General features: G+C 63.2%; 18 protein-coding genes and 1 riboswitch. Of the genes, 16 read left to right on the top strand and 2 right to left on the bottom strand.

Annotated elements, in window-relative coordinates; translation table 11 throughout:
* Positions 1 to 652: 652 nt before the first annotated feature.
* Positions 653 to 1,030 carry a DUF4333 domain-containing protein gene (locus HMPREF2678_RS02755; RefSeq protein ID WP_070550767.1) on the bottom strand — a complete coding sequence of 126 codons (378 nt, stop codon included), beginning with the start codon at positions 1,028 to 1,030 and terminating at the stop codon, positions 653 to 655.
* 294 nt (positions 1,031 to 1,324) lie between these two features.
* On the opposite strand from HMPREF2678_RS02755, the gene HMPREF2678_RS02750 reads away from it, so the two are divergent.
* Genes HMPREF2678_RS02750 through HMPREF2678_RS02735 form a run of 4 tightly spaced genes read left to right on the top strand, consistent with a single transcriptional unit; the run spans position 1,325 to position 4,571 of the window.
* A complete protein-coding gene (locus tag HMPREF2678_RS02750) occupies positions 1,325 to 2,686 on the top strand; it encodes a sodium/glutamate symporter (protein ID WP_070550765.1) in 1,362 nt (453 codons plus the stop codon).
* An 11-nt stretch (positions 2,687 to 2,697) separates the two neighbouring features.
* Complete coding sequence (locus HMPREF2678_RS02745) at positions 2,698 to 3,585, top strand: sulfurtransferase (RefSeq protein ID WP_070550763.1); 888 nt, start codon at positions 2,698 to 2,700, stop codon at positions 3,583 to 3,585.
* An 11-nt stretch (positions 3,586 to 3,596) separates the two neighbouring features.
* Positions 3,597 to 4,079, top strand: a complete 483-nt coding sequence (locus HMPREF2678_RS02740) for a PTS glucose transporter subunit IIA (RefSeq protein ID WP_034971642.1) — start codon at positions 3,597 to 3,599, stop codon at positions 4,077 to 4,079.
* Between the two features lie 33 nt (positions 4,080 to 4,112).
* Entirely contained in the window at positions 4,113 to 4,571 is a 459-nt protein-coding gene (locus HMPREF2678_RS02735; RefSeq protein WP_035007566.1) for a hypothetical protein, read from the top strand.
* Positions 4,572 to 4,608: 37 nt separating this feature from the next.
* Here the strand turns inward: HMPREF2678_RS02735 and HMPREF2678_RS02730 are convergent, their stop codons facing one another.
* Positions 4,609 to 5,535: an SDR family oxidoreductase gene (locus tag HMPREF2678_RS02730; RefSeq protein WP_210382694.1), complete on the bottom strand. Its 927-nt coding sequence runs from the start codon at positions 5,533 to 5,535 to the stop codon at positions 4,609 to 4,611.
* Positions 5,536 to 5,762: 227 nt separating this feature from the next.
* Positions 5,763 to 5,872, top strand: a riboswitch (glycine riboswitch).
* 48 nt (positions 5,873 to 5,920) lie between these two features.
* Here HMPREF2678_RS02730 and gcvP point away from each other — a divergent pair.
* The 12 genes from gcvP to HMPREF2678_RS02670 all read left to right on the top strand — a co-directional run.
* Positions 5,921 to 8,893 carry an aminomethyl-transferring glycine dehydrogenase gene (gene gcvP, locus HMPREF2678_RS02725; RefSeq protein ID WP_070550761.1) on the top strand — a complete coding sequence of 991 codons (2,973 nt, stop codon included), beginning with the start codon at positions 5,921 to 5,923 and terminating at the stop codon, positions 8,891 to 8,893.
* Positions 8,894 to 8,941: 48 nt separating this feature from the next.
* Entirely contained in the window at positions 8,942 to 10,111 is a 1,170-nt protein-coding gene (gcvT, locus tag HMPREF2678_RS02720) for a glycine cleavage system aminomethyltransferase GcvT (protein WP_070550759.1), read from the top strand.
* Positions 10,112 to 10,202: 91 nt separating this feature from the next.
* Positions 10,203 to 10,586 (top strand): glycine cleavage system protein GcvH, encoded by a 384-nt coding sequence (gene gcvH, locus HMPREF2678_RS02715; RefSeq protein ID WP_034974814.1) that lies wholly within the window; start codon positions 10,203 to 10,205, stop codon positions 10,584 to 10,586.
* 25 nt (positions 10,587 to 10,611) lie between these two features.
* Complete coding sequence (locus HMPREF2678_RS02710; RefSeq protein WP_070550758.1) at positions 10,612 to 12,387, top strand: type III secretion system chaperone family protein; 1,776 nt, start codon at positions 10,612 to 10,614, stop codon at positions 12,385 to 12,387.
* A 48-nt stretch (positions 12,388 to 12,435) separates the two neighbouring features.
* Entirely contained in the window at positions 12,436 to 13,008 is a 573-nt protein-coding gene (gene pyrE, locus HMPREF2678_RS02705; RefSeq protein ID WP_070550756.1) for an orotate phosphoribosyltransferase, read from the top strand.
* A gap of 8 nt (positions 13,009 to 13,016) precedes the next feature.
* Positions 13,017 to 13,700: a TrmH family RNA methyltransferase gene (locus HMPREF2678_RS02700; protein ID WP_070550753.1), complete on the top strand. Its 684-nt coding sequence runs from the start codon at positions 13,017 to 13,019 to the stop codon at positions 13,698 to 13,700.
* A 918-nt stretch (positions 13,701 to 14,618) separates the two neighbouring features.
* Entirely contained in the window at positions 14,619 to 16,055 is a 1,437-nt protein-coding gene (locus tag HMPREF2678_RS02695) for a glycoside hydrolase family 76 protein (protein ID WP_246817864.1), read from the top strand.
* 91 nt (positions 16,056 to 16,146) lie between these two features.
* Positions 16,147 to 17,181: a class II fructose-bisphosphate aldolase gene (gene fbaA, locus HMPREF2678_RS02690; protein WP_070550751.1), complete on the top strand. Its 1,035-nt coding sequence runs from the start codon at positions 16,147 to 16,149 to the stop codon at positions 17,179 to 17,181.
* A 14-nt stretch (positions 17,182 to 17,195) separates the two neighbouring features.
* On the top strand, positions 17,196 to 17,699 hold the full coding sequence (locus tag HMPREF2678_RS02685; protein WP_035007558.1) for a DUF3151 domain-containing protein: 504 nt from the start codon (positions 17,196 to 17,198) through the stop codon (positions 17,697 to 17,699).
* A gap of 53 nt (positions 17,700 to 17,752) precedes the next feature.
* The gene (locus HMPREF2678_RS02680) at positions 17,753 to 18,697 is read left to right on the top strand and encodes an endonuclease/exonuclease/phosphatase family protein (RefSeq protein ID WP_035007557.1); all 945 of its coding nucleotides are present in this window, start codon (positions 17,753 to 17,755) and stop codon (positions 18,695 to 18,697) included.
* 10 nt (positions 18,698 to 18,707) lie between these two features.
* Complete coding sequence (locus tag HMPREF2678_RS02675; protein WP_083303397.1) at positions 18,708 to 19,946, top strand: FUSC family protein; 1,239 nt, start codon at positions 18,708 to 18,710, stop codon at positions 19,944 to 19,946.
* Positions 19,947 to 20,059: 113 nt separating this feature from the next.
* The coding region (locus tag HMPREF2678_RS02670; protein WP_210382693.1) for a Rib/alpha-like domain-containing protein at positions 20,060 to 21,339 on the top strand (1,280 nt) is incomplete at its 3' end.

Here is a 21,339-nt window from a genome sequence, read left to right as displayed (position 1 = left end):
AAACCAGTCCAACTTTCGGGGGCTAGTTCATTTCGGGTGGGGCGTTTTGCTCTGTTTTGGTAAAAGGGGGCGTGTGGGGGTGGCGGGGTAGAGGGGGTGCAGAGGGGTGTGGAGGGGGTGCAGAGGGGTGTGGAGGAGGAGAATGTCGTTAGAACGGGAATGCGTCGGCGCCGTCGCTGGCTCCCTAGAATTCAAAACCTTCTGACCTGCACTTATGCGGTAATAAAAATGGATCCCACTAACGTATTCCCGTTCTAGCGACATCTGCGGGTAAAGAAGTCCGATCTGGCGACATCTGCGGGTAAAGAAGTCCGATCTGGCGACATCTGCAGGCGTGTATGGGGGATTGGCGGCCAGGTTGTGTCGAACTGGTCCCAAGTTGGGCGCCTCGGAGGGGTTAAGTGTCGGAAAAGTTGCAATATGCTCGAAGGTGTTCCGGCATGCAGGATTTGAAAACTCGCTGACCTGCATTTTTGAATTAATGACAAGCTATGCCAATAACGTTCTGCAACTTTTCCGACATTTACCAAAGGTGGAGTGCGGTTCCGGAGGGGTGAGGCGTGGAGGGGGTGGCGAGGTGCGGTTCCGGAGGGCGAGGCGTGGGGCGGTGAGGCGGCGGGGTTGGGGGCGAATTGGCGCGTGGTGACTGGGATTAGTCCACGTGGTCAGCGACCTCGACGTTGTAGTGGACGTTGTCGCCATCAACGGAGTCCACGGTGACATCAACGCTGATGGAATCGCCAGAATGATGCAGCTTGCACTCTAACTTCGCGCCCTCTTCTGCCTTCAGTCCGCTAGGGCACTCGATGCGCTCGGGCTTGCGACCAACCTCTTTCTCTAGGGAATCGGAGATACCCTTCTCCACTTCTTCCTTGGCGACTTCCCGATCGCCAAGCAAGGAGCAGGCACTCAAGCCAGTGATAGCCAGCGCGCCGGTAAGGAAGGCTGCGCCGATGCGCCTCGACATGCGGGTAGAAATGCCGACAGGAGTGCGGGCAGAAGTGCCGGCAGAGGTGCGGGTGATGTTCATGGGGTCGCGGTCTCTTTCTCTTGTTTGTGGTCAAGCAGTCGTGGTGTGGGATGCCAGGCGCTGGCGTTATGTTCCTCGAGTGTGAACTGCTACACAGTCCGAACTTACCGCACACACAGCTTCAGCACCGGGGCTCGGCAAGCTCAGAGCACCGGGGCTCCACCACTACCGCCGCTGGGGTGCTGGCAGGGTGGAACGAGGGGGCGTCAAGAATAAGGTGCGATAAGCTACCAGAACCAACAAGGCGCGCAGAGCAAAAAGAGAATACACACAGAATAGAAAAGGGGAGCCTGCATGGACTTTACGGTCTTTGACCTACTGATGGACGTCGGCATGATTTCGGTGCTGCTGATTATCGGTACGTTCATGAGGCGCCACTTCGAGTGGTTCCGCAACCTGCTGATCCCCGCGCCGATCACCGCAGGCCTGCTAGGCCTGATCTTTGGCCCGGAGGTGCTGGGGTGGATGCCGTTCTCTGGCGCGCTGGGCGATTATTCCACGGTGCTGATCGCGGTGGTGTTCGCCTCGATGCCGTACAGCATGACCTTCGCCTCCAAGGATGCTTCGAAGGCCAAGAACATGTGGGCCTTCTCGACCTCCATGTTCCTGGGGCAGTGGGGGCTGTTTATCCTGCTTGGCCTGCTGCTTTTCGCTCCGGTATTCGGCACCCCGGAGTGGTTCGGCATGATGCTGCCCGTCGGTTTCGTCGGCGGATTCGGTACTGCCGCGGCCGTCGGTGGCGCGTTTGGGGATATGGGTGCGGACGCCGCCATGTCCCTGGGCTTCACCTCAGCGACCGTCGGCACGCTGGCCGCCATCATCGGTGGAATTATCTTCGCGAACTGGGGTATCCGCACAGGCCGGACGTCCACGCTGCCAGAGAAACTGCCGTGGGAGCTGCGCTCTGGCCATATCGAGGACGAGGACAAGCAGCCCTCCATTGGTCGCGCCACCACGAACCCCTCCTCGATTGAGCCGCTGGCTCTGCACGCGGGCTTCATCGTCGTGACCGTCATGTTCGCCTACATCGGCCAGCAGATCATTGGCCACTTCTTCCCGGAAGTATCGGTGCCTCTGTTCGCCCTGGCTTTTGTGGTGGGCATTGGCGGCAAGGTGTTCCTGCACGTCATTAGGCGCCCGAAGTACCTGGACCAGCAGACGGTGAAGTCCATCTCAGGCGCGTCGACGGACTTCATGATCGCCTTCGGTATCGCCTCCATTAAGCCGGACGCGGTGGCGGACTTCCTGGTGCCGCTGCTGATCCTGTTTGTCCTGGGCATTGCATACTGCTGTGTTTTCTTCTTCGTCTTCGCCCCGCTGTTCTTCGGCGACCAGTGGCTGGAGCGCGGCATCTTCGGCTGGGGCTGGGCGACCGCGGCCGTGGCCACGGGTATCGCCCTGCTGAAGATCGTGGATCCGGACCTGAAGTCCGGCACGATGAACGAATACGGCATCGCCTACGTGGGCTTCGCACCCTTTGAAATTGGCATGAACATCGTTGCCCCCATCGCCGTGATCGCCGGGTTTACCTGGGGTATCGGCGGAATCGCAACCGTCTTCGCGATAGCCGTTATCCTTTTCGCCGCTTTCCGGGGATGGTTCCCCAAACGCACCGGCAGACGGCCTGGAAAGGCATCAGCGCACCAGGGGCCCTAGACTTGGCAACTATGAGCAACTCTTCTGCGCAACAGCAGCCCGCCAGCCCCTTCGTCTCCGGCGCGGAGATGCTAGAGGCCTTCCAGCGAGGCGAACGCATGACCGTGATCGACTCGCACTGGGCGCGCACCGAAAACAGCGCCTGGGAAGCCTACGTCGGGCAGCACATCCCCGGCGCCATGTTCTGCAACCCCTTGGTGCACTTGGCCTCTATCCCGTCCCGCCACAAGGGCCGCAACCCGCTGCCCGAGCCTGAGCGACTGCAGAAGAGCTTTGATGATTGGGGCATTACGGATGGTCGCCCTGTGTACATTTATGACGCCGGCGCCAACCTCTATGCGGCTCGCGCATGGTTCATTTTCCGCTGGGCAGGCGTGCAGAACGTCCGCATCCTGGACGGCGGCACCGGCGCATGGGAGGCCGCGGGCGGGGACGTTGCCGGTGGTATCGGCGCCCTGCGCGGCCGCGGAAACGTGGAAGTTCGCCCGGGCAGCATGCCCACCCTGAACCTCGAGGAAGTGGACGAGTGGCGCGAACAGCGCATCCTGGTGGATGCCCGCGAGCGTTCCCGCTTCTCCGGCCAGAAGGAACGCTTCGACCACCAGGCGGGCCGCATTCCCGGGGCAATCAATATCCCGGTCAAGGAGCTTTTCAACAATCACAGCACGCGCGATAGTAGCGCCAGCGGCCGGGTGAAGACTCCGGAGGAGATCCGCCAGATCCTCGCGGACAACGGTGTGACCAGTGGCGATGACGTGTGCGTGTACTCCGGCTCTGGGCTGCACTCCTCGCTGTTTATCGCGGCGATGGAATACGCAGGCCTGCCCGGGGCAAAGAACTTCGTCGGCGGATGGTCGCAATGGTCCGCTTCTTCCTCGCGCCCCATCGAGCGCGACTAGACTCTGCGGATATGGATCCTGTTGTGACCCCGCTGCCGGGAACCGCCACCAGTCTTTCCTCCGTACCCGATCCCGTTCTCGCCACCGGTACCATCGGTGCTGGTGTTGCGGTGATTCCGGATGCCGGTGTGGAGGTTGTGCAAGTGGTCGCGCCCGTCAGCGGGGTGGCCAGGCGGGTGGCGCCGCACATGTTCGTGATCCAGACCCAGCGCGCGGAGGGGGACGACGGCAGCGACGGCCAGCCGTCGGTTTTCATGCAACTGGGAGTGGACACGGGTCGCCTGAACGGCCAGGGCTTCGACCTGCACATCCAAGAGGGCGACATCGTCCGCCAAGGCACTCCCATATGTACGTACACCCCCAGGGAATTGGGCCGGATGGGGTTCGACCCGATAGTGATGGTGGTGGGGTTGCAGATGGGGGCGTCCGAAATAAAAGTAGACGTGATCCCCGGCGAACCAGTTATGGGCGGCGACAACCTGTTCTGGGTGTAGGGGACGCACAAGGCACAATGGTATAAACGCACAATGGCGCGTAGGTTTCTAAGCTTCTTTTCGGTCGTTGGCATGCTGCTGGGGATGTCCCGTGCGGTGGATCTGCTGACCCCGCAGCAGCTGCAGATTGTCGCTGGAATTTACTTCGCGCTACTAGTGGCGCTGCAGGCCTGGCCACTGTTCACAACGCAGCGCGGCAACTATGGGCACCGGCGGCACCCGGTGAACCGCATGTACACCTGGCTGGGCAGCATCGGTCTGGCCGGCACGCTGCTGCTGGCGCTGGTTTTCTACGCTTATTCTTCGATCTGGTTGATCACGCTGGCGGGGTCCTTGATGTTTACGGGCATCGTCGGGGCGGGGGTGTTGGCGTTCTTCGCTACGCCGTGGAACGACTGGTCAACCCGCCGCGGCTTTGCTGATGAGGAAGACCCCTACGCCCGTGAGGACGAGCCCGTGAAGGACGTGTGGGATAACTCGTTTAGCGCCTAGGGGGCGGGCTCGGGGTTGGCGGGTTACGGGTGGGCTTCTACAGTCCGTGCTTCCGGTTGATCAGCCAGTGCATCGCTGCGGTCGGCAGCACGCGCGAGAGAGGGAAAACCACCGGCGCCATTGAGCCCGTCGCGTACAAGGGTTTCGGGCGCGCGGCGGTGATGGGCTTGAGGATTTCCTCGGCCACGCGCTCGGCGGAGATGCCGTTGGCCTCGTTGTTATCCAGGTTCTTCAGCATGGTGGTGAACTCCGCGCCATAGGGGCCGTCCAGGTCGACGTATTTTGTGCGCCGGGCGGACAGTCCGGTGTTGATGGATCCGGGTTCGACGACGGAGATGCCCACCCCGTACGGCCGTACCTCGCGCCGGGCGGCGAATGCGAAGCCCTTGATTGCGGCCTTTGAGGCGACGTAGCTGCTGCGGTAGGCCAGCGGGAAGCTGCCTAGCATCGAGCCGACCATGACGATGCGCCCGGCCCCTCGTTGCCGCATTTCCGGAAGGATTTTCTTTGTGACGCCCACCTGTCCCAGTACGTTGATCTCAAATAGACGGTGCAGGGCATCGTCGGGGAGCTCTTCCAGGGGGCCGGATTGGCTTTCGCCTGCGTTGTTGACCAGCACGGTGGGCGGGCCGAAGCGGAGGGCGCTGGTGGCGAACTCGTCGATGCTGGCGGGGTCTTCGAGGTCGAGGGGGAGGTAGTCCACCCCGTCGATGGGGTCGGTGATGCTGTCGGGGTTGCGGCTGGTGCCGATGATGCGGTCGGGGGCGTAGGAGTGGGCGCCGGTGTGGGTGCTGGAACGGGCGCCGGTGTGGGTGCTGGCTTTGAGTTGGGCGAGGGCGGCGACAGTCGCGCGACCGATGCCGGAGGAGGCGCCGGTGACAATCGCGACGCCACCGTTGACGGCGGGTAGGGAAGCGCTGGAGTTGCCGGAGTTGCCGGGGAGGAAGCTAGGAAGTTTTGCCATGCTCAATATTTTGGCGGCTGTGGTGGGGGTATGTTGCCGGAATGCGATTTTCCTCATTGTCTGGATTCTTTAGTGATCCGCCACACGACCGCTATGATGTGGGAGAAAACTGCATATACTTTTGCCGCTTTTAGCTGTGGTGGGAGAGGCCCGGCGCCCGACGCGCGCCGGCCGCCGACGGAGCAATTCCTCCCCGGGACACTCTCAGGCCCCAAGTACCGTCGCAGTGAGGCAACTCTGGAAAGACCTGCGCGCAGTCGTGTGCACGCGGGCGCCGAAGGAGAAAAGCCGGGTTTCCCGGGTGAAGCTCTCAGGCACAAGCGACAGAGTGGGGAGGGCTCCTTTTAACGACCGTGCACTTACGACCGGAAAGTCCCTAAAAGCCATGTCAACTGCAGCTACTCGCCGCAATTCCGCCCCCTTCGTCCAGCGCCACATTGGCCCGAACCAGGCTGATACCCAGGAGATCCTGTCTTACCTGGGCTACGAATCCACCGCCGCGTTGGCTGACGATGCCCTGCCGAAGTCCATCCGCCAGGCCGGCCCGATCGGCCTGCCGGACGCTCTGGATGAGACGGACACCCTGGCCGCCCTGCGTGCTTTCGCTGATAAGAACGTGCAGAAGCAGCAGCTGATCGGCAATGGCTACTACGATACGATCACCCCGGCCGTGATCCGCCGCAACGTGGTGGAGAACCCGGGCTGGTACACGGCCTACACCCCCTACCAGCCGGAGATTTCCCAGGGTCGCCTCGAGGCTCTGCTGAACTTCCAGACGATGGTGCAGGACCTGACCGGTCTGCCGGTCGCGGGTGCCTCGCTGCTGGACGAGGCCACCGCTGTGGCCGAGGCCGTGCAGCTAATGGCCCGCGGCAATGCGAAGGCCTTCAAGAAGGGCGGCGCGGTGCTGCTGGATTCCTCCCTGCACCAGCAGTCCATCACCGTCACCCTGGCGCGCGCCGAAGCCGCGGGCATTCCGGTGGAGGTTGTTGACCTGGACGGTGGCGACGACAACGGCGCTGGCGAGAGTGCTGGCGCCGTGTTCGAAAACTACGAAAACCCGGTCGGCGTGGTGCTGTCCAACCCGGGCTCCACGGGTCGCGTGCGCGACCTGTCCAGCCTGATCTCAGCAGCAAAGGAGACCGGCGCCCTGGTAACGGTCGCCTGCGACCTTCTGGCCCAGGTGCTGCTGACCTCCCCGGGCTCCCAGGGCGCGGACATCGCCGTCGGCTCCGCTCAGCGCTTCGGCGTGCCACTGTTCTTCGGCGGCCCGCACGCCGGCTTCATCTCCTGCACCGAGGCGCTGCAGCGTAAGCTGCCGGGCCGCATCGTGGGCGTATCCGTGGATGCCGAGGGCACCCCGGCCTACCGCCTGGCCCTGCAGACCCGCGAACAGCACATTCGCCGCGACAAGGCCACCAGTAACATCTGCACCGCCCAGGCCCTGCTGGCCGTCGTCGCCGGTTTCTACGCGGTCTGGCACGGTCCGGCCGGCCTGCGCGCCATCGCCGAGGGTATCCATGCCCGCGCGACCGCCCTGGCCGTCGGCCTGTCCGAGGCTGGCCTGACGCTGGCGCACGACACCTTCTTCGACACCGTCACCGTTGACGTGTCTGGTTCTTCTCTTGGGGACGCCCCTTCGGCTCTGCGCGCTGCAGCCGAGGCAGGCTACAACCTGCGCCAGGTTAACGATTCCTTCGTCGGCATCTCTGTCGGCGAGTCCACCACGGACGAGGACATCGCCAAGCTGATTGAGGTACTGGGATCCCGCACCGGCGAGGTCACCTCCGCAGGCTTCGACATTACCGCCGGCCCGCTGGCCGAGGCTGGCGTGCTGCGCCCGGCTGACGAGGAGATCCTGACCCACCCGATCTTCACCTCCATTGATTCCGAGACCCAGATGATGCGCTACATGCGCAAGCTGGCTGACCGCGACCTGGCGCTGGACCGCACGATGATCCCGCTGGGTTCCTGCACCATGAAGCTGAACGCGGCCGTCTCTATGGAGCCGATCACCTGGCCGGGCTTCGCGGGCATCCACCCGCAGGTCCCGGCCGAGCAGGCGCAGGGCTGGCTGGAGCTCATCGAGGACCTGGAGGAGCGCCTGGCGAAGATCACCGGCTACGCCAAGGTCTCCGTCCAGCCGAATGCGGGCTCCCAGGGCGAGTTCGCGGGTCTGCTGGCGATCCACCGCTACCACCAGTCCCGTGGCGATGACCAGCGCGATATCGTTCTGATCCCGGCTTCCGCCCACGGCACCAACGCTGCCTCCGCCGCACTCGCCGGCCTGAAGGTTGTGGCCGTGAAGAACGCCGAGGATGGCTCCATCGACGTGCCGGACCTGGAAGCGAAGCTGGAGAAGTACGGCGAGCAGACCGCCGCCATCATGCTGACCTACCCCTCCACCCACGGCGTGTTCGAGGAGCAGGTCCGCGACGTCTGCCAGAAGGTGCACGAGGCCGGCGGCCAGGTGTACGTCGACGGCGCTAACCTGAACGCCCTGGTCGGCCTGGCCCAGCCGGGCGAGTTCGGCGGCGACGTATCCCACCTGAACCTGCACAAGACCTTCACCATCCCGCACGGTGGTGGCGGCCCGGGCGTTGGCCCGGTCTGTGTTGCCGAGCACCTGATCCCGTTCCTGCCGACCGACCCGAACGCCGATGTGGTTGAGGGCGACGCCGCACTGCAGACCGGCCAGCCGGTCTCCGGCGCCCGGTACGGCTCCGCTGGCGTGCTGCCGATCACCTGGTCCTACATCGCCCTGATGGGTGACGAGGGGCTGACCGAGGCCTCCCGCATGGCGCTAGTGAACGCCAACTACGTTTCCCGCAAGCTGGAGGAGTACTTCCCCACACTGTACAAGGGCGACACCGGCCTAGTGGCCCACGAATGCATCCTGGACCTGCGCGAGCTGACGAAGGCCTCCGGCATCACCGCCGAGGACGTGTCCAAGCGCCTGATGGACTTCGGTTTCCACGCCCCGACCCTGGCCTTCCCCGTCGCCGGCACCCTCATGGTTGAACCGACGGAATCGGAGGACAAGGAAGAGCTGGACCGCTTCATCGAGGCGATGATCACCATCCACGGCGAGATCCAGGAGGTTATCGACGGCAAGGTCACCGCCGAGCAGTCCGTTCTGCGCCACGCGCCGTTTACCGCTTATTCTGTTGTGCGGGACGACTTCGAGGAAGCTGTATCCGGTGGACACTTCAGCCGCGCTAAGGCCGCCTACCCGGTGGCAAGCTTGCGGCACACCAAGTACTTCACCCCCGTGCGTCGTATCGACAATGCCTATGGCGACCGCAATCTCGTGTGCACCTGCCCGCCCCTGGAAGACTTCGCGATCAACGAAGACTAGGGATAGCTGGAGCTGAGGGCGTCACAAAGAGAAGAAGGAGAGCAAGAGATGACCGAACTTAAAAAGACCGCGCTGTACGGCGTGCACCAGAAGCTAGATGCGCGCTTCACCGACTTCGGCGGTTGGGACATGCCGCTGAAGTACGGCAGTGAGCTCGACGAGCACCACGCGGTGCGCAACGCTGTGGGCGTATTCGACCTATCCCATATGGGCGAAGTTCGCGTGACCGGCGCGCAGGCGGCGGAGTACCTGGACCACGCGCTGATCTCCAAGCTGTCGGCAGTGAAGATCGGCAAGGCGAAGTACTCGATGATCTGCACCGAATCCGGCGGCATCATCGACGACCTGATCACCTACCGCTTGGGCGAGAACGAGTTTCTGATCGTGCCCAACGCGGGCAACGTCGACAACGTGGTTTCCGCACTGCAGAGCCGTACCGATGGCTTTGAGGTAGAGATCAACAACGAGTCCGATCAGACCTCCATGATCGCCGTGCAGGGTCCGAAGGCAGCAGCGGCGATGCTGGAGATCGTGGAAAACGTGGTGGAGGCTCCCGAGGCCTCCGGCGCTGGCGAGACCGTCGCCGAGGCCATCGAGGGGCTGGGTTACTACGCGGCATTCAAGGGAATCGCCGCAGGTCAGCCCGTGCTGGTGGCGCGCACCGGCTACACCGGCGAGGACGGCTTCGAGCTGATCGTGGACAACGACGGTGCGGAGGCCGTGTGGACCAAGGCGATGGATCAGGCCGCGCAGCTGGGTGGCCTGCCGTGTGGCCTGGCGTGCCGCGACACCCTGCGCCTGGAGGCCGGCATGCCGCTGTACGGCAACGAGCTGTCGCTGAAGCTCAACCCTGTTGATGCAGGTCTGGGGATTCTTGCGGCGACGAAGTCTAAGGACTCTTTCGTGGGTCGGGACGCCATCGTCTCCGCCAAGGACAAGGGCACCGAGCAGACCCTGATCGGGCTGGCTGGCGAAGGTCGCCGCGCGGCCCGTGGCGGATACGAAGTGTTCGCAGCGGACGGCGAGAAGGCCATCGGCACCGTAACCTCCGGCGCGCTGTCGCCGACGCTGGGCCACCCGGTGGCCATGGCATACGTATCGAAGTCCGCCGTGAACTCCGGCGCCGCTACCGAGGGCGCGACGGTGGAAGTGGATATCCGCGGAAAGCGCTACGAGTACAAGGTAGTGGCGCTGCCGTTCTACTCGCGCGAGAAGTAAGCGCGAGAAGTAACCAAAAGGGGAGTCTGCCCGCTGGTGTATGGTTTGGGCAGATAACTACAGAAAATTTTTAAACGAGAGGCTAAAGAAAATGACTGCACTGCCAACTGACTTCCTGTACTCCGAGGAGCACGAGTGGGTTAACACCTCCGCTGTCGTGGAGGGCGAGACCGTGCGCGTGGGCATCACCCACATCGCTACTGAGGCTCTGGGCGACATCGTCTTCGTCGAGCTGCCCGAGGTCGGTACCGAGGTTGAGGCCGGCGAGGCCTTCGGTGAGGTTGAGTCCACCAAGTCCGTCTCGGACATCTACGCACCGGTTTCCGGCGAGGTCGTCGCTGTTAACGAGGCTCTGGAAGACAACGCAGGCCTGATCAACGAGGATCCCTACGGCGAGGGTTGGCTGTACGAGGTTAAGGTGACCGAGGCAGGCGAGCTGATGGACGCCGAGGCTTACCAGGCGGCCAACGAATAAAAACCCTCTCCGAATCCCGTAGTTTATGGTCGGTTCCATTGTCGCTTTGATCGCCGGCTTGGCCCTGCTGGGCCTTGCCGTGTGGTTGCTGCTGCGCGCAAAAGCTGCTGGGGATCTCTCCGCTGAGGGATCCGAGTGGTCCGCGCGGTCGGAGCAGCCCGTGCATGTCGAGCATTCCGCCGAAGGCAATGCCGACTACTACCCGGGCGCTGACTACGAGCCCGAGGGGGAGGACGGCGCTGCGTTTGATGGCGCCGAGTTTGACGGCGCTGCGTTTGATGGCGCCGAGTACGAATATGACGATGGCGACTACGCCGAGTACGAGGGCGGGGACTACGACGAGTACGACGGCGCTGAAATTGATGAGGTTGAGTACGATGGCGCCGCTTATGACGGCGCTGCGTCTGATGGCGCTGAGTATGACGGCGCCGACTATGAGGGCGACCTCGAAGATAACGCTGAGCCCGAAGAAGCTGAATCAGAGGTAGTCGCAGCCACGCCCGCGTCCTCGACCGGGATGGCTGGTTTCGCTTTTCCCCGGAGGCGGCGTCGTCAATGGGCGATCGACAACGGCTTCGAATACACGAAGGAAGACAGCGAGCTGGCACGCGCCTGGCCCGTCGCCATCACCGGCGCGCAGCACGGCCGCGTGCCCACGCTGCGAGAGGTTGTCAGCGGATTCGTCGACGGCCACCAGGTGCACATTGGCGACATGGGGTCCTCCACACTCATGGCGATGCGCCGGGTGGAGGAATCCCCAGTTCAGGTGCTGTATTCCGCGGGAAGTGCGCAGCCCGCGGGGATGCGCCGTACCGACTTGCTGGACCAGCCGCCGTTCGCCGCATACACCACCGACGTCCGCGCTCTGGACCGCATGCTGGACGCCCGCGTGGAAGATGCCCTCGCCGCCTTGTCGCAGGTAGCCACCGACGTGGCATGGGGACAGAACTGGACCGTCGTGCGCGTATCTCGCAAGCTGGATTTCCACGTGTGGGAGGCGATCTTGCCACGGCTGCGCTCCCTGGTGGATGCAGCGATGGTGCTGCCCCCGGCACAGACAAGCGCCCCGCTGGAGATGCTCTACGCCGACCAGCTGCGCCCCCAGCCCGGTGGGCCGCTGCAGGTGCACACTGACGATCCTCTGAACCAGGAGGAGATCGAGGAACAGGCCGCCGAGACGTCCTCCCGTCGCGCGCACCTGCGAGCCGTTCCGGATGGCGCTGAGGATGCGGAAGGTAGTGACGCCCACGCGTCCGCCGCTGGCGAAGGTCCAGGCGCGCAGGCCGGACAGGCTGGGGCCGGGCAGGCTGGGCGCGCAGAGCGCAGCGAGGAAGCCGCCGCGCACGCCGAAGTGCCGAACCCAGAGCGCCCCGACATCACCCGGCCTGCCGAGCCAGTAGCTTTCCCTTCCCGCACGCATGCGCGCTGGGAAGGTGGCGATACGGGCAGCTTCGACAGCTTTGCCGTGGGAGACTACGACGATGCGGACGACGACGCGCACGCAGGTCGCAGGCGCCGCCGCGACGGAGGCATTCCCCGCCTGGGCGAGGACCCGGAGCACATGAGCGCGCACGCCTCCCAATATGCGCAGGTCATCCGCGATGATGCGGAAGAGGCCACCATTTTCGAGGAAGTCGAGGAGACCAAGTCCACCGCAATTCGACTGTCTCCTGTGACGCAGCGTCGGCGGAGCGGTGGGCGTCATCGCGCACCAGAGGCACGCCACGCCCGCCCCGAACCCATCGAACCGATCGAGTACGAAACCGTCGACGGCGAGGTCGTCGAAGACGACCAGCAGTAAGCCCCACCGGGGCAAAGACAACGGCACAGACCAGAAGGAGCAACCGCAATGATCGATGAAGCCAAGAAGCAGCGCCTCGCTGAGCTCGTAAAGGAGCTGGCGGTGGTGCACGGGCGCGTGACCCTTTCCTCCGGCAAGGAGGCCGACTACTACGTTGACCTGCGCCGCGCCACTCTGCACCACGAGGCCTCGCCGCTGATCGGCGAGCTGCTGCGCGAGCTGACCGCCGACTGGGATTACGACCACGTCGGCGGGCTGACCCTTGGGGCGGATCCGGTGGCGATGGCGATTATGCACGCGGGTTCGGCGGGCACCGGTTCGGCTGGCACTGCGGGGCGCGACATCGACGCGTTCGTCGTGCGCAAGGAAGCCAAGAAGCACGGCATGCAGCGCCGCATCGAAGGCCCGGACATTGAGGGCAAGCGCGTGCTGATCGTCGAGGATACGACGACCACCGGCAACTCCCCGCTGACCGCTGTCGCTGCAGCTCGCGAGGCTGGCGCGACCGTTGTTGGCGTGGCCACCGTCGTTGACCGCGCGACTGGCGCCAAGGATGTTATTGAGGCCGAGGGAGTCGAGTACCGCTCTCTGCTGGGCCTGTCCGACCTGGGGCTTGCCTAGTAATTTTTATGACGCCGACCTCCCCCGAATCACACGATAAACCCGGACCGACGGAGTGGCTGGAGCATCCTCGCGGGGTGCGCAGCTGGGAAGATGAACACCCTGGCCAGCCCCGCCCGACGGATCCGCGCTTCGACTCCGAGCTGCTGGATGCCGGGGACACGCGCAACGTGGTGGATGCTTACCGGTACTGGAAGCAGTCCGCGATTATTGCGGACATTGATACGCGCCGGCACGCACTGCACATTGCCATCGAGAACTTCGAAAACGACTCGAACATCGGCACCGTCGTGCGCACTGCGAATGCCTTCGCGGTGGATACCGTGCACATTGTTGGGCGGCGGCGGTGGAACCGGCGGGGAGCGATGGTCACCGATCGCTACCAGCACTTACAGCACCATGCGACGGTCGGGGAGGTGCTGGAATTCGCCGCCCAGGAGGGGCTAGTTGTGGTGGCCGTGGATAACACCCCGGGGTGCGTTCCGCTGGAGACCGCTGAATTGCCGGAGCGGTGCCTGCTGCTGTTTGGCCAGGAGGGGCCGGGTGTGACCCAGGAGGCGCAGGACGCTGCGCGGATGACGGTCTCTATTGCTCAGTTTGGTTCGACGCGGTCCATTAATGCAGGTGTGGCGGCTGGGATTGCGATGCATGCGTGGATCCGCCAGCACGCGGATCTGTCTCAGGCCTGGTAGCCGGGCCCGGCAGTCTGGTAGCTGGGCCTGGTGGCCCGGCTCAGCCCAGCCCGGCGGCCCGGTGGCCCGGCCCAGCAGCCTGGTTGTTAGTGCCCTGCTGCTGGCCTGCCAGTCTGTCAGTCTTCCCCTAATTCCGCCTAGTCAGGTTCTGGATGTCCAAAATGTCGGAAAAGTGGTATTTCTTCGGAGTCATCGCCGAGACTCGACCGAATAAAACGTTCTGACCTGCACATTTACATTACTGCGAATAGTCACCAATAACGTTTTGCAACTTTTCCGACACTTAGCCATTCTGCGCTGCCTATTCTGCAACTTTTCCGACACTTAAGTCTCCTGGGTTGCAAGATTTCCGACATTCCGGTCTCTATATGGGCTTGCCTGGGCTTGCTTGGGTTTGCATGGGGTGTTTGCGAGGCGTGCATGGGGCTGCATTGGACTATTCGAGTGCCAAATGTCGTTAGAACGGGAATCTGTCGGCTTTGAGGAGGTGGAAATGGGGATCTAGCTCGCCAAATGTCGCTAGATCGGGAATCTGTGGAAGCAAAAGGTTGGCACCGAAAATTAGAAACGCTTTGACCTGCATGTTTGAGTAAATGAAAAGGGTTGCCCTTAACGGATTCCCGTTCTAGCGACATTTGCCGTTCTGCGGACGGATGAAATCCCGATCTAGCGACATTTGCTACCCCGTGGGCTCGCGCAATCCCGATCTAGCGACATTCCACGCCAGATAGAGCCAGCAGGATGATGGCTAGACTGGTTCGCAAAGCGCTACAACCGAGTGAGGTGTGCAAAGTGTTTAATCTTCCCGGCAAGGGTAAGCGGGATAGCAAGCCGGCTCAGGGAGGCCGGAGCCCTGCAGAGGAGACTCAGGTTCCTGCGGAAGAGTCGACTATTTCTGCAGGTCAAAAGGGTTCTGAAGTGGGGGAGAGTGTAGCCGTGGCGCAGGGGCAGGTCGCGGCTGAACCGGCGGAAGAGCAGGCCGCGGGTGGTGACCCGGCGGGAGAGCAGGCCGTGGCGCAGGGGCAGGTCGCGGCTGAACCGGCGGAAGAGCAGGCTGGGGTTGGCAAACCGGCGGAAGAGCAGGCTGCGGCTACAACCCAACCAACCCAACCAACCCAACTCACCCACACACCTCAACCAACCCACCCCACCCAGGAATTCAGGGAGCGCTGGGATCACCGCGCAGACCTCGCCTACCAGGCGGTTTACGAGCGCCACGCCAGCCGGCTCTGGGGCATCCCCCGCACTACGCTGGGGATTATCGCCTGGCCGCCGACCACTCGCGACCGGCTGTTCGTCCGCTGGCACTACTGGTGGCAGGCTCACTACATCGACAACCTCATCGATGCAGCCGTCCGCCGCCCCACCACGTCGCGGATTCACGCGATCCGCCGCCACCTCCGCGCCATGCGCATCCGCAACATCTCCCGCCTGTCTGCCAATAACTACTACGACGACAAGGCATGGCTCGCCCTCGCCCTCCAGCGCGCTGCGAACGAGCCGAAAATCAACGCCAAGCTCAACGCCGCCCGCGACCTGGAACCGCTGGTAGAAAGCATTTTCGAGGGTGTGGACAGCCTCACGGGCGTGCTGCCGTGGCGCACGAACGAGACTTTCTACAACGTCCCCACCAACGGCCCCGCCGCGATCCTGGCTGCCCGCAATGGCGACATCGAGACCGCGGAGCGCCTGGTCGACTGGACCTTCGACAACCTCATCAACGAAGACGGCCTGGTCATGGACGGCATCCACATGCGGATGGCCGGCCCGGAGCCCGTCACCGCGCTGCACCCTTATTGCCAGGGCGTGATGCTGGGCGCATGCGTGGAGCTCGCCCGCGCGCGCAGGCGTGCAGCTGGTGTGGGGGATGAGGAGGTCTCAGATGTGGGCGTCAAAGAAATAACCCGCATTCATGGCCTGCTCCGCGCGATCGAGAACCACATGACGGATCACGACGGCGCGATCAATGTGCGCACTGGCGGTGGCGACGGCGGGCTGTTTAATGGCATTCTTGCGCGTTATCTTTCTCTTGTTGTTGAGTGTTTGCCGACGCCAGGTCGGCACGGCACGGAATCTGTAGCCATAGCCCGGCGCATTGTGTTGGCGACAGCCGAGCAGGTGTGGCGCTTCCGACTGGAGGTCGATGGCCTGCCGGTGTTCTCTGCTGACTGGACGAAGGATGCGACGATGCCGCAGGCCGGTGGATTGGTTGGCGCGACGATTGCGGGGGCGGTGGCGAGCTCCGATATCGCGGAGCGGGATCTGTCTGTGCAGCTTTCCGGCTGGATGCTGATGGAGGCAGCGGCGCGGGTGAGTGCTGCGGGGGCGCGGGTGAGTGCTGCGGGGGCGCTCTAGCTGGAGTGACTGCACGGCGGTGGAATTGTGGGCATAATTGTGGGCGGAGACAAACCGGCCTTATTTAGGTTCATATCTAAGGAGCATCGAAATGCCTATTGCAACCCCCGACGTGTACCGCGACATGCTGGACAATGCGAAGGAAAACGGCTTCGCATACCCCGCCATTAACTGCACTTCTTCCGAGACCATCAATGCTGCTCTGAAGGGCTTTGCGGATGCGGAGTCCGACGGCATCATCCAGTTCTCCACGGGCGGTGCCCAGTTCGGTTCCGGCCTGGCCGTGAAGAACATGGTTGCGGGTGCGGAGGCCCTGGCTGCATTTGCTCACCAGGCTGCTAAGCACTACGGCGTGAACGTTGCCCTGCACACCGACCACTGCCAGAAGGAAGTTCTGGACGAGTACGTTCGCCCGCTGATGGAGATCTCCCGCAAGCGCGTGGAGGCTGGCGAGAACCCGCTGTTCCAGTCCCACATGTGGGACGGCTCCGCTATCCCGATCGACGAGAACCTGGAGATCGCCAAGGGGCTGCTGGCGGATGCACAGAAGGCCAAGATCATCCTCGAGGTTGAGATCGGCGTTGTCGGTGGCGAGGAAGACGGCGTGGAGGCCAAGGCTGGCGCCAACCTGTACACCACCGAAGAGGACTTCCTGAAGACCGTCGATGCTCTGGGCACCGGCGAGAACGGGCGCTACCTGCTGGCCGCTACCTTCGGTAACGTCCACGGCGTGTACAAGCCGGGCAACGTGAAGCTGCGCCCGGAGGTTCTGGACATGGGCCAGAAGGCTGCCGAGAAGAAGCTGGGCCTGGCTGAGGGTTCCAACCCGTTCGACTTCGTGTTCCACGGCGGCTCCGGCTCTGAGAAGGAGAAGATCGAGGAGTCCCTGCGCTACGGCGTGATCAAGATGAACGTCGATACCGATACCCAGTACGCGTTCACCAACCCGGTTGCCCGCCACATGTTCACCAACTTCGATGGTGTGCTGAAGATCGACGGCGAGGTCGGCAACAAGAAGGTCTACGACCCGCGCTCCTACCTGAAGCAGGCAGAGGAAGCTATGTCCGTTCGCGTGGTGGAGGCCTGCAACGACCTGCACTCCGCTGGCACCTCCGTAGCCAAGTAGGCTTCACCGGCACCATGGCAGAACAGATTCGTCGTAGTCGAGACCTCTTCGGCGCGGAGCACCCGGAGGTGCGCCTGCCGCAGGAGCTAGCAAGCTCCGTTCCCGTAGCGGAGGCCGCGGAGGCCGCAGCTGCAGACGCTGATGCCGCAGGCGCAGCAACCCCGCAGTCGCGCGAAGCGCTGGAAGCGGTTGTCTCTGACAACCTGAAGGATTCCGGCGCCTGGGCAGCCCTGGCGGAGGTGCTGCTGGCCGAAGGGCAAGCCGTTCAGGCTTATGCCTGCGCCCGCACCGGCTACCACCGCGGCCTGGATGCCCTGCGTGGCAACGGCTGGCGCGGAACCGGCCCGGTGCCGTGGGATCACGTCCCCAACCAGGGTGTGCTGCGGGCCATTGGTGCCCTCGTACAGACCGCCCGCGCCCTCGGTGAGGACGATGAGGTCGTGCGCTGTCTGAACCTCCTGCACGACTGCGACCCGGCAGCAGCCCCGGCTCTGGGGCTGGATAGCTCGGAAAGCTAACTGGCACAACTGGATAGCCAGGCTGGATTGTTAAGGAACCTCCGAATAAGGAAATGAGCAAGCGCCGTTCATTCTCCCAACCAACGCCCTACCCTGTGGCGAATCGCAACCTCTGCATAGCCGCAGTGGTGGTGGCCATGGTGTGGCTGTCCAGCATCCTCTGGCCGGCGCAGACCACCGCCGCGTGGCCCTTCGTCGCCGAAATCCAGGCGAGCTCGTGGGTCGCCGGGGTGCTCGCCGCGGCCGGCATCGGCATCCTCCGCTCTATTCGCCGCGCGGCGCTGTGCGCGGTTCTAGCTTTATTGGCGGTCTTGATCGTCCCGCGCGTACCTGCGCCCAGTTTTTCGGACGCCCACACTTCCACCCGAGTATTCTCCCTCAACACATACTGGGGACAAGCCGACGACAAGCGAATCGCCCGTGCCATCGAGGAGCTCAAACCCGATGTCGTATTCCTCATCGAAACGAATGCGGAGGAAGTGGAAAAGGTCGCGGAACAGACCGGCTATGAACCTTTAACCAAGCCGCGCCCTGGCAACGATCGGGCGGATAATGTTGTGGGCCTGGTGTCGGCGTCATTTAAAGAAAAAACAGGGGCGCACGGCAACATGGTGCGGGGGCTGACCCGCTTCCAAACTCCGCGCGTGAATGCGCCGCTGCACGGCAACAGTGAGTTCGTGGGCGTGCATGCGGTAGCGCCTGCGAGGGACGACCGCAAGGCGTGGGAGCAGGATCTGGCGAGCCTCAGCGATTGGGCGAACTCGCGGCGCCACCTGGTGCTGGCCGGTGACTTCAACGCCACGCGCAGCCATCCGCGCTACCGCGACTTTGAACTCAGCGACTGCACCGGGCACCTGGCGCACACTCCGACGTGGCCGGCGGTATTCCCAGTGATTCGGCTGGACCACATCATGACTACCGGCGAGTGCCTGGGCGGCGGGACGAAGCGGATCCCAGGTACCGACCATCTGGCGGTGTGGGCGGACGTGACCACCTAAACTGGCGGGCATGGCAGAACCACGACGGCGGCCACGAACCGCGAAGGAAATGTGGGGCGAGCCGGCCAACCGCCTGCGCCCCGGAGTGCGCGCCGCAGCCCGGAACCTGCGCCGGATCGCCCCGGTGCAGGGTGCAATCCGCGTGCGCGAGGGGTTAGTCTTCGCGATTCAGTGCGCCATCGGCGCTGGCCTGGCGCTGCTTATCGCGGAACAGATCTTTGACCACCAGCAGGCTTTCTTCGCGCCCATCGCAGCGGTGCTGAGCCTGGGGGTGAGCGCCGGTAAACGCCTGCGTCGCGGCTTCGAGCTGGTGTTGGGAGCCTCCGTGGGCGTGGGCATTGGCGACCTGGTGATCAGCAACATTGGTAGCGGCTATTGGCAGGTCTCGGTGGTGGTGCTGTTCGCGATTCTGGTGGCGACATTCGTGGATAAGTCGGTCTCCGTGGCTTTCCAGGCTGCCAGTTCCGCTGTGCTGGTGGCGACGATCCTGCCGCCCGGTTCTTCTGGTTCGTGGGACCGCATGATCGACGCGCTGATCGGTGGAGTGATCGGCATTGTGGTGTTGGCGATGGTGCCGAACTCGCCGTTGCGTCCGGCTCGGCGGGAGGTATCCGTGCTGGTGTCGAAGGCTTCGCTGGTGATGGACGACGTGGCGCAGGGGATGGCCGAACGCGATGCCTCCAAGATCACCAAGGCCCTGGAGATCGCGCGCGGTACGCAGACGAACGTCAATGCGCTGCTGACCAGTGTGGGCGGCGGGTCGGAGGTCGTGGCGGTCTCGCCGATCTATTGGACGGCCAGGCGGCACGCTAGGACGATGAGCCGCATCCTGGTGCCCGTCGATAACGTCATGCGCAATACGCGTGTGCTGGCGCGCCGGGCGGAGATCATGATCATGGACGAGGTCGATCCGCCGGAGGAGATGATCGAGCTGATGCGCGGCATCTCTAACGAGCTGGGCCAGCTGGGCGCTTTGTTCGCCGAGGGCGGCACGCGCGGCACCCGCGACGAGGCGGTGGAGATCCCGGAGATCGTGCGTGCCCTGCAGAAACTCGCCGCGGAGGCGGACCTGGCCATCGCGGATGGTACGGGCTTGTCGGGCATGGTCCTGTTGGCGCAGTGCCGGTCGATTATTGTTGACGCCCTGCAGGTCTGCGGCTATTCGCGGGAGTCGGCTATGGCGTTCCTGCGGCCGACGGTGGACAGGCCGTGGCAGCCGCCGGAGGTGTGGGACGACCTGGAGGAATAAGCGGGGGCTACGAGTGGAACCTTAAGAGTAGCGATAGTAGATTCTTAGAGAAGTTGGGGAATTGTTTCCTACAACGGCTTAATGTCGTCTCGCTCTACTTTGAGGAATCTCTTATGATGCACCTTCGTTCCCGCCGCGCAATGATCGCTGTCGCGGCATCAGCCAGCATGATCCTGACGGCCTCCGCCGTCCCGAACTCCCCGGTATCCCCGTCCGTGGCGCAGGCTGCGACGGCGAACAAGACGCAGGATACGAACCTGCCGCTCAAGTGCACCCTGTTCGCTGCCGGTGGCAAAGCGAACGAGAACATGGACTTTACCGGAAACATGCATGTGACGATGCCCGGGGAAGCTGCTGTCGGTGAGGTTTTCGAAGCCAGCGTAAGCATGGATTCGCTACAGGTGCAGCACAAATACCTTACCTATCTGAGTGATCAGCCATCGTTCGAGGTGGGCAACACAACGGCCAACACTGTACGATTCGCTGTGAAGGGCGATGTTGAGCTGATTGATTCTAGCCTTCCTGCCAAGTTGGAAAACGGTGTTTTGACCGTTGACAAGATGATGCAGCCGAGTCGGGCCGGGGATACGGTAACGCTTGCCTTTGCGCCGCTGAAGCTTAAATTCAAGGCAAAGAAGGCCGGTAAAGTTGAACTCCAGACCCCCCAAGCCTATAGGAAGCCTGATAGCCATGGGCGAGTTACTCGCCCAAACATGTTCTACGGAGAGGGCATCGCCGGTAAAGCCTTTTTCAAGGCTCCTGGCCTGTACGTAGCGTGCCTTACGGATCCGTTTAACACGCTGAACGCCACCGAGATCAAGCCATACGCCGACGTCCTCGAGCCTGAGTACAAGGACATAGAGGTCAAGCAGACGGATACCGCTACCACGAAGAACACCGCGCAGGCTCCAGAGGGAACCACTTACAAGGCGGGTCAGGGTGCTCCGGAATGGGCGACCGTCGTCGAGGACGGCACCGTCACCGTCAAACCTGGCCTGGGTGTGGAGCCGGGTGACTACACTGTTCCGGTTGTTGTCACCTACCCGGACTCCTCCGCCGACAACACCGTCGTGAAGGTGAAGGTGAAGGTGAAGCCGGTCGCGGAGCTGCACGATCCGAAGTACACGGACGTGGAGGTCATGCAGGAAGGTGAGACCACCTCCGAGAAGCCGAGAGATACCGTTGAAGGATCGACCTATGCCGCGGGGGAAGGCGCACCTGAGTGGGCGACCGTCAACGCAGACGGCACCGTCACCGTTAAGCCTGACCTACAGGTGAAGCCGGGTAAGCACTCTGTCCCGGTTGCTATCACCTACCCGGATAAGTCTGTTGGCAACACCACGCTGAATGTCAACGTCACCAAGAAGCCGGACAATGACATCCACGATCCGAA

The sequence above is a fragment of the Corynebacterium sp. HMSC058E07 genome (assembly GCF_001809885.1).
GTDB lineage: Bacteria > Actinomycetota > Actinomycetes > Mycobacteriales > Mycobacteriaceae > Corynebacterium > Corynebacterium macclintockiae.
Note: the sequence above shows the minus strand (reverse complement) of the source record. Positions and strands in the feature narration are given on the sequence as shown.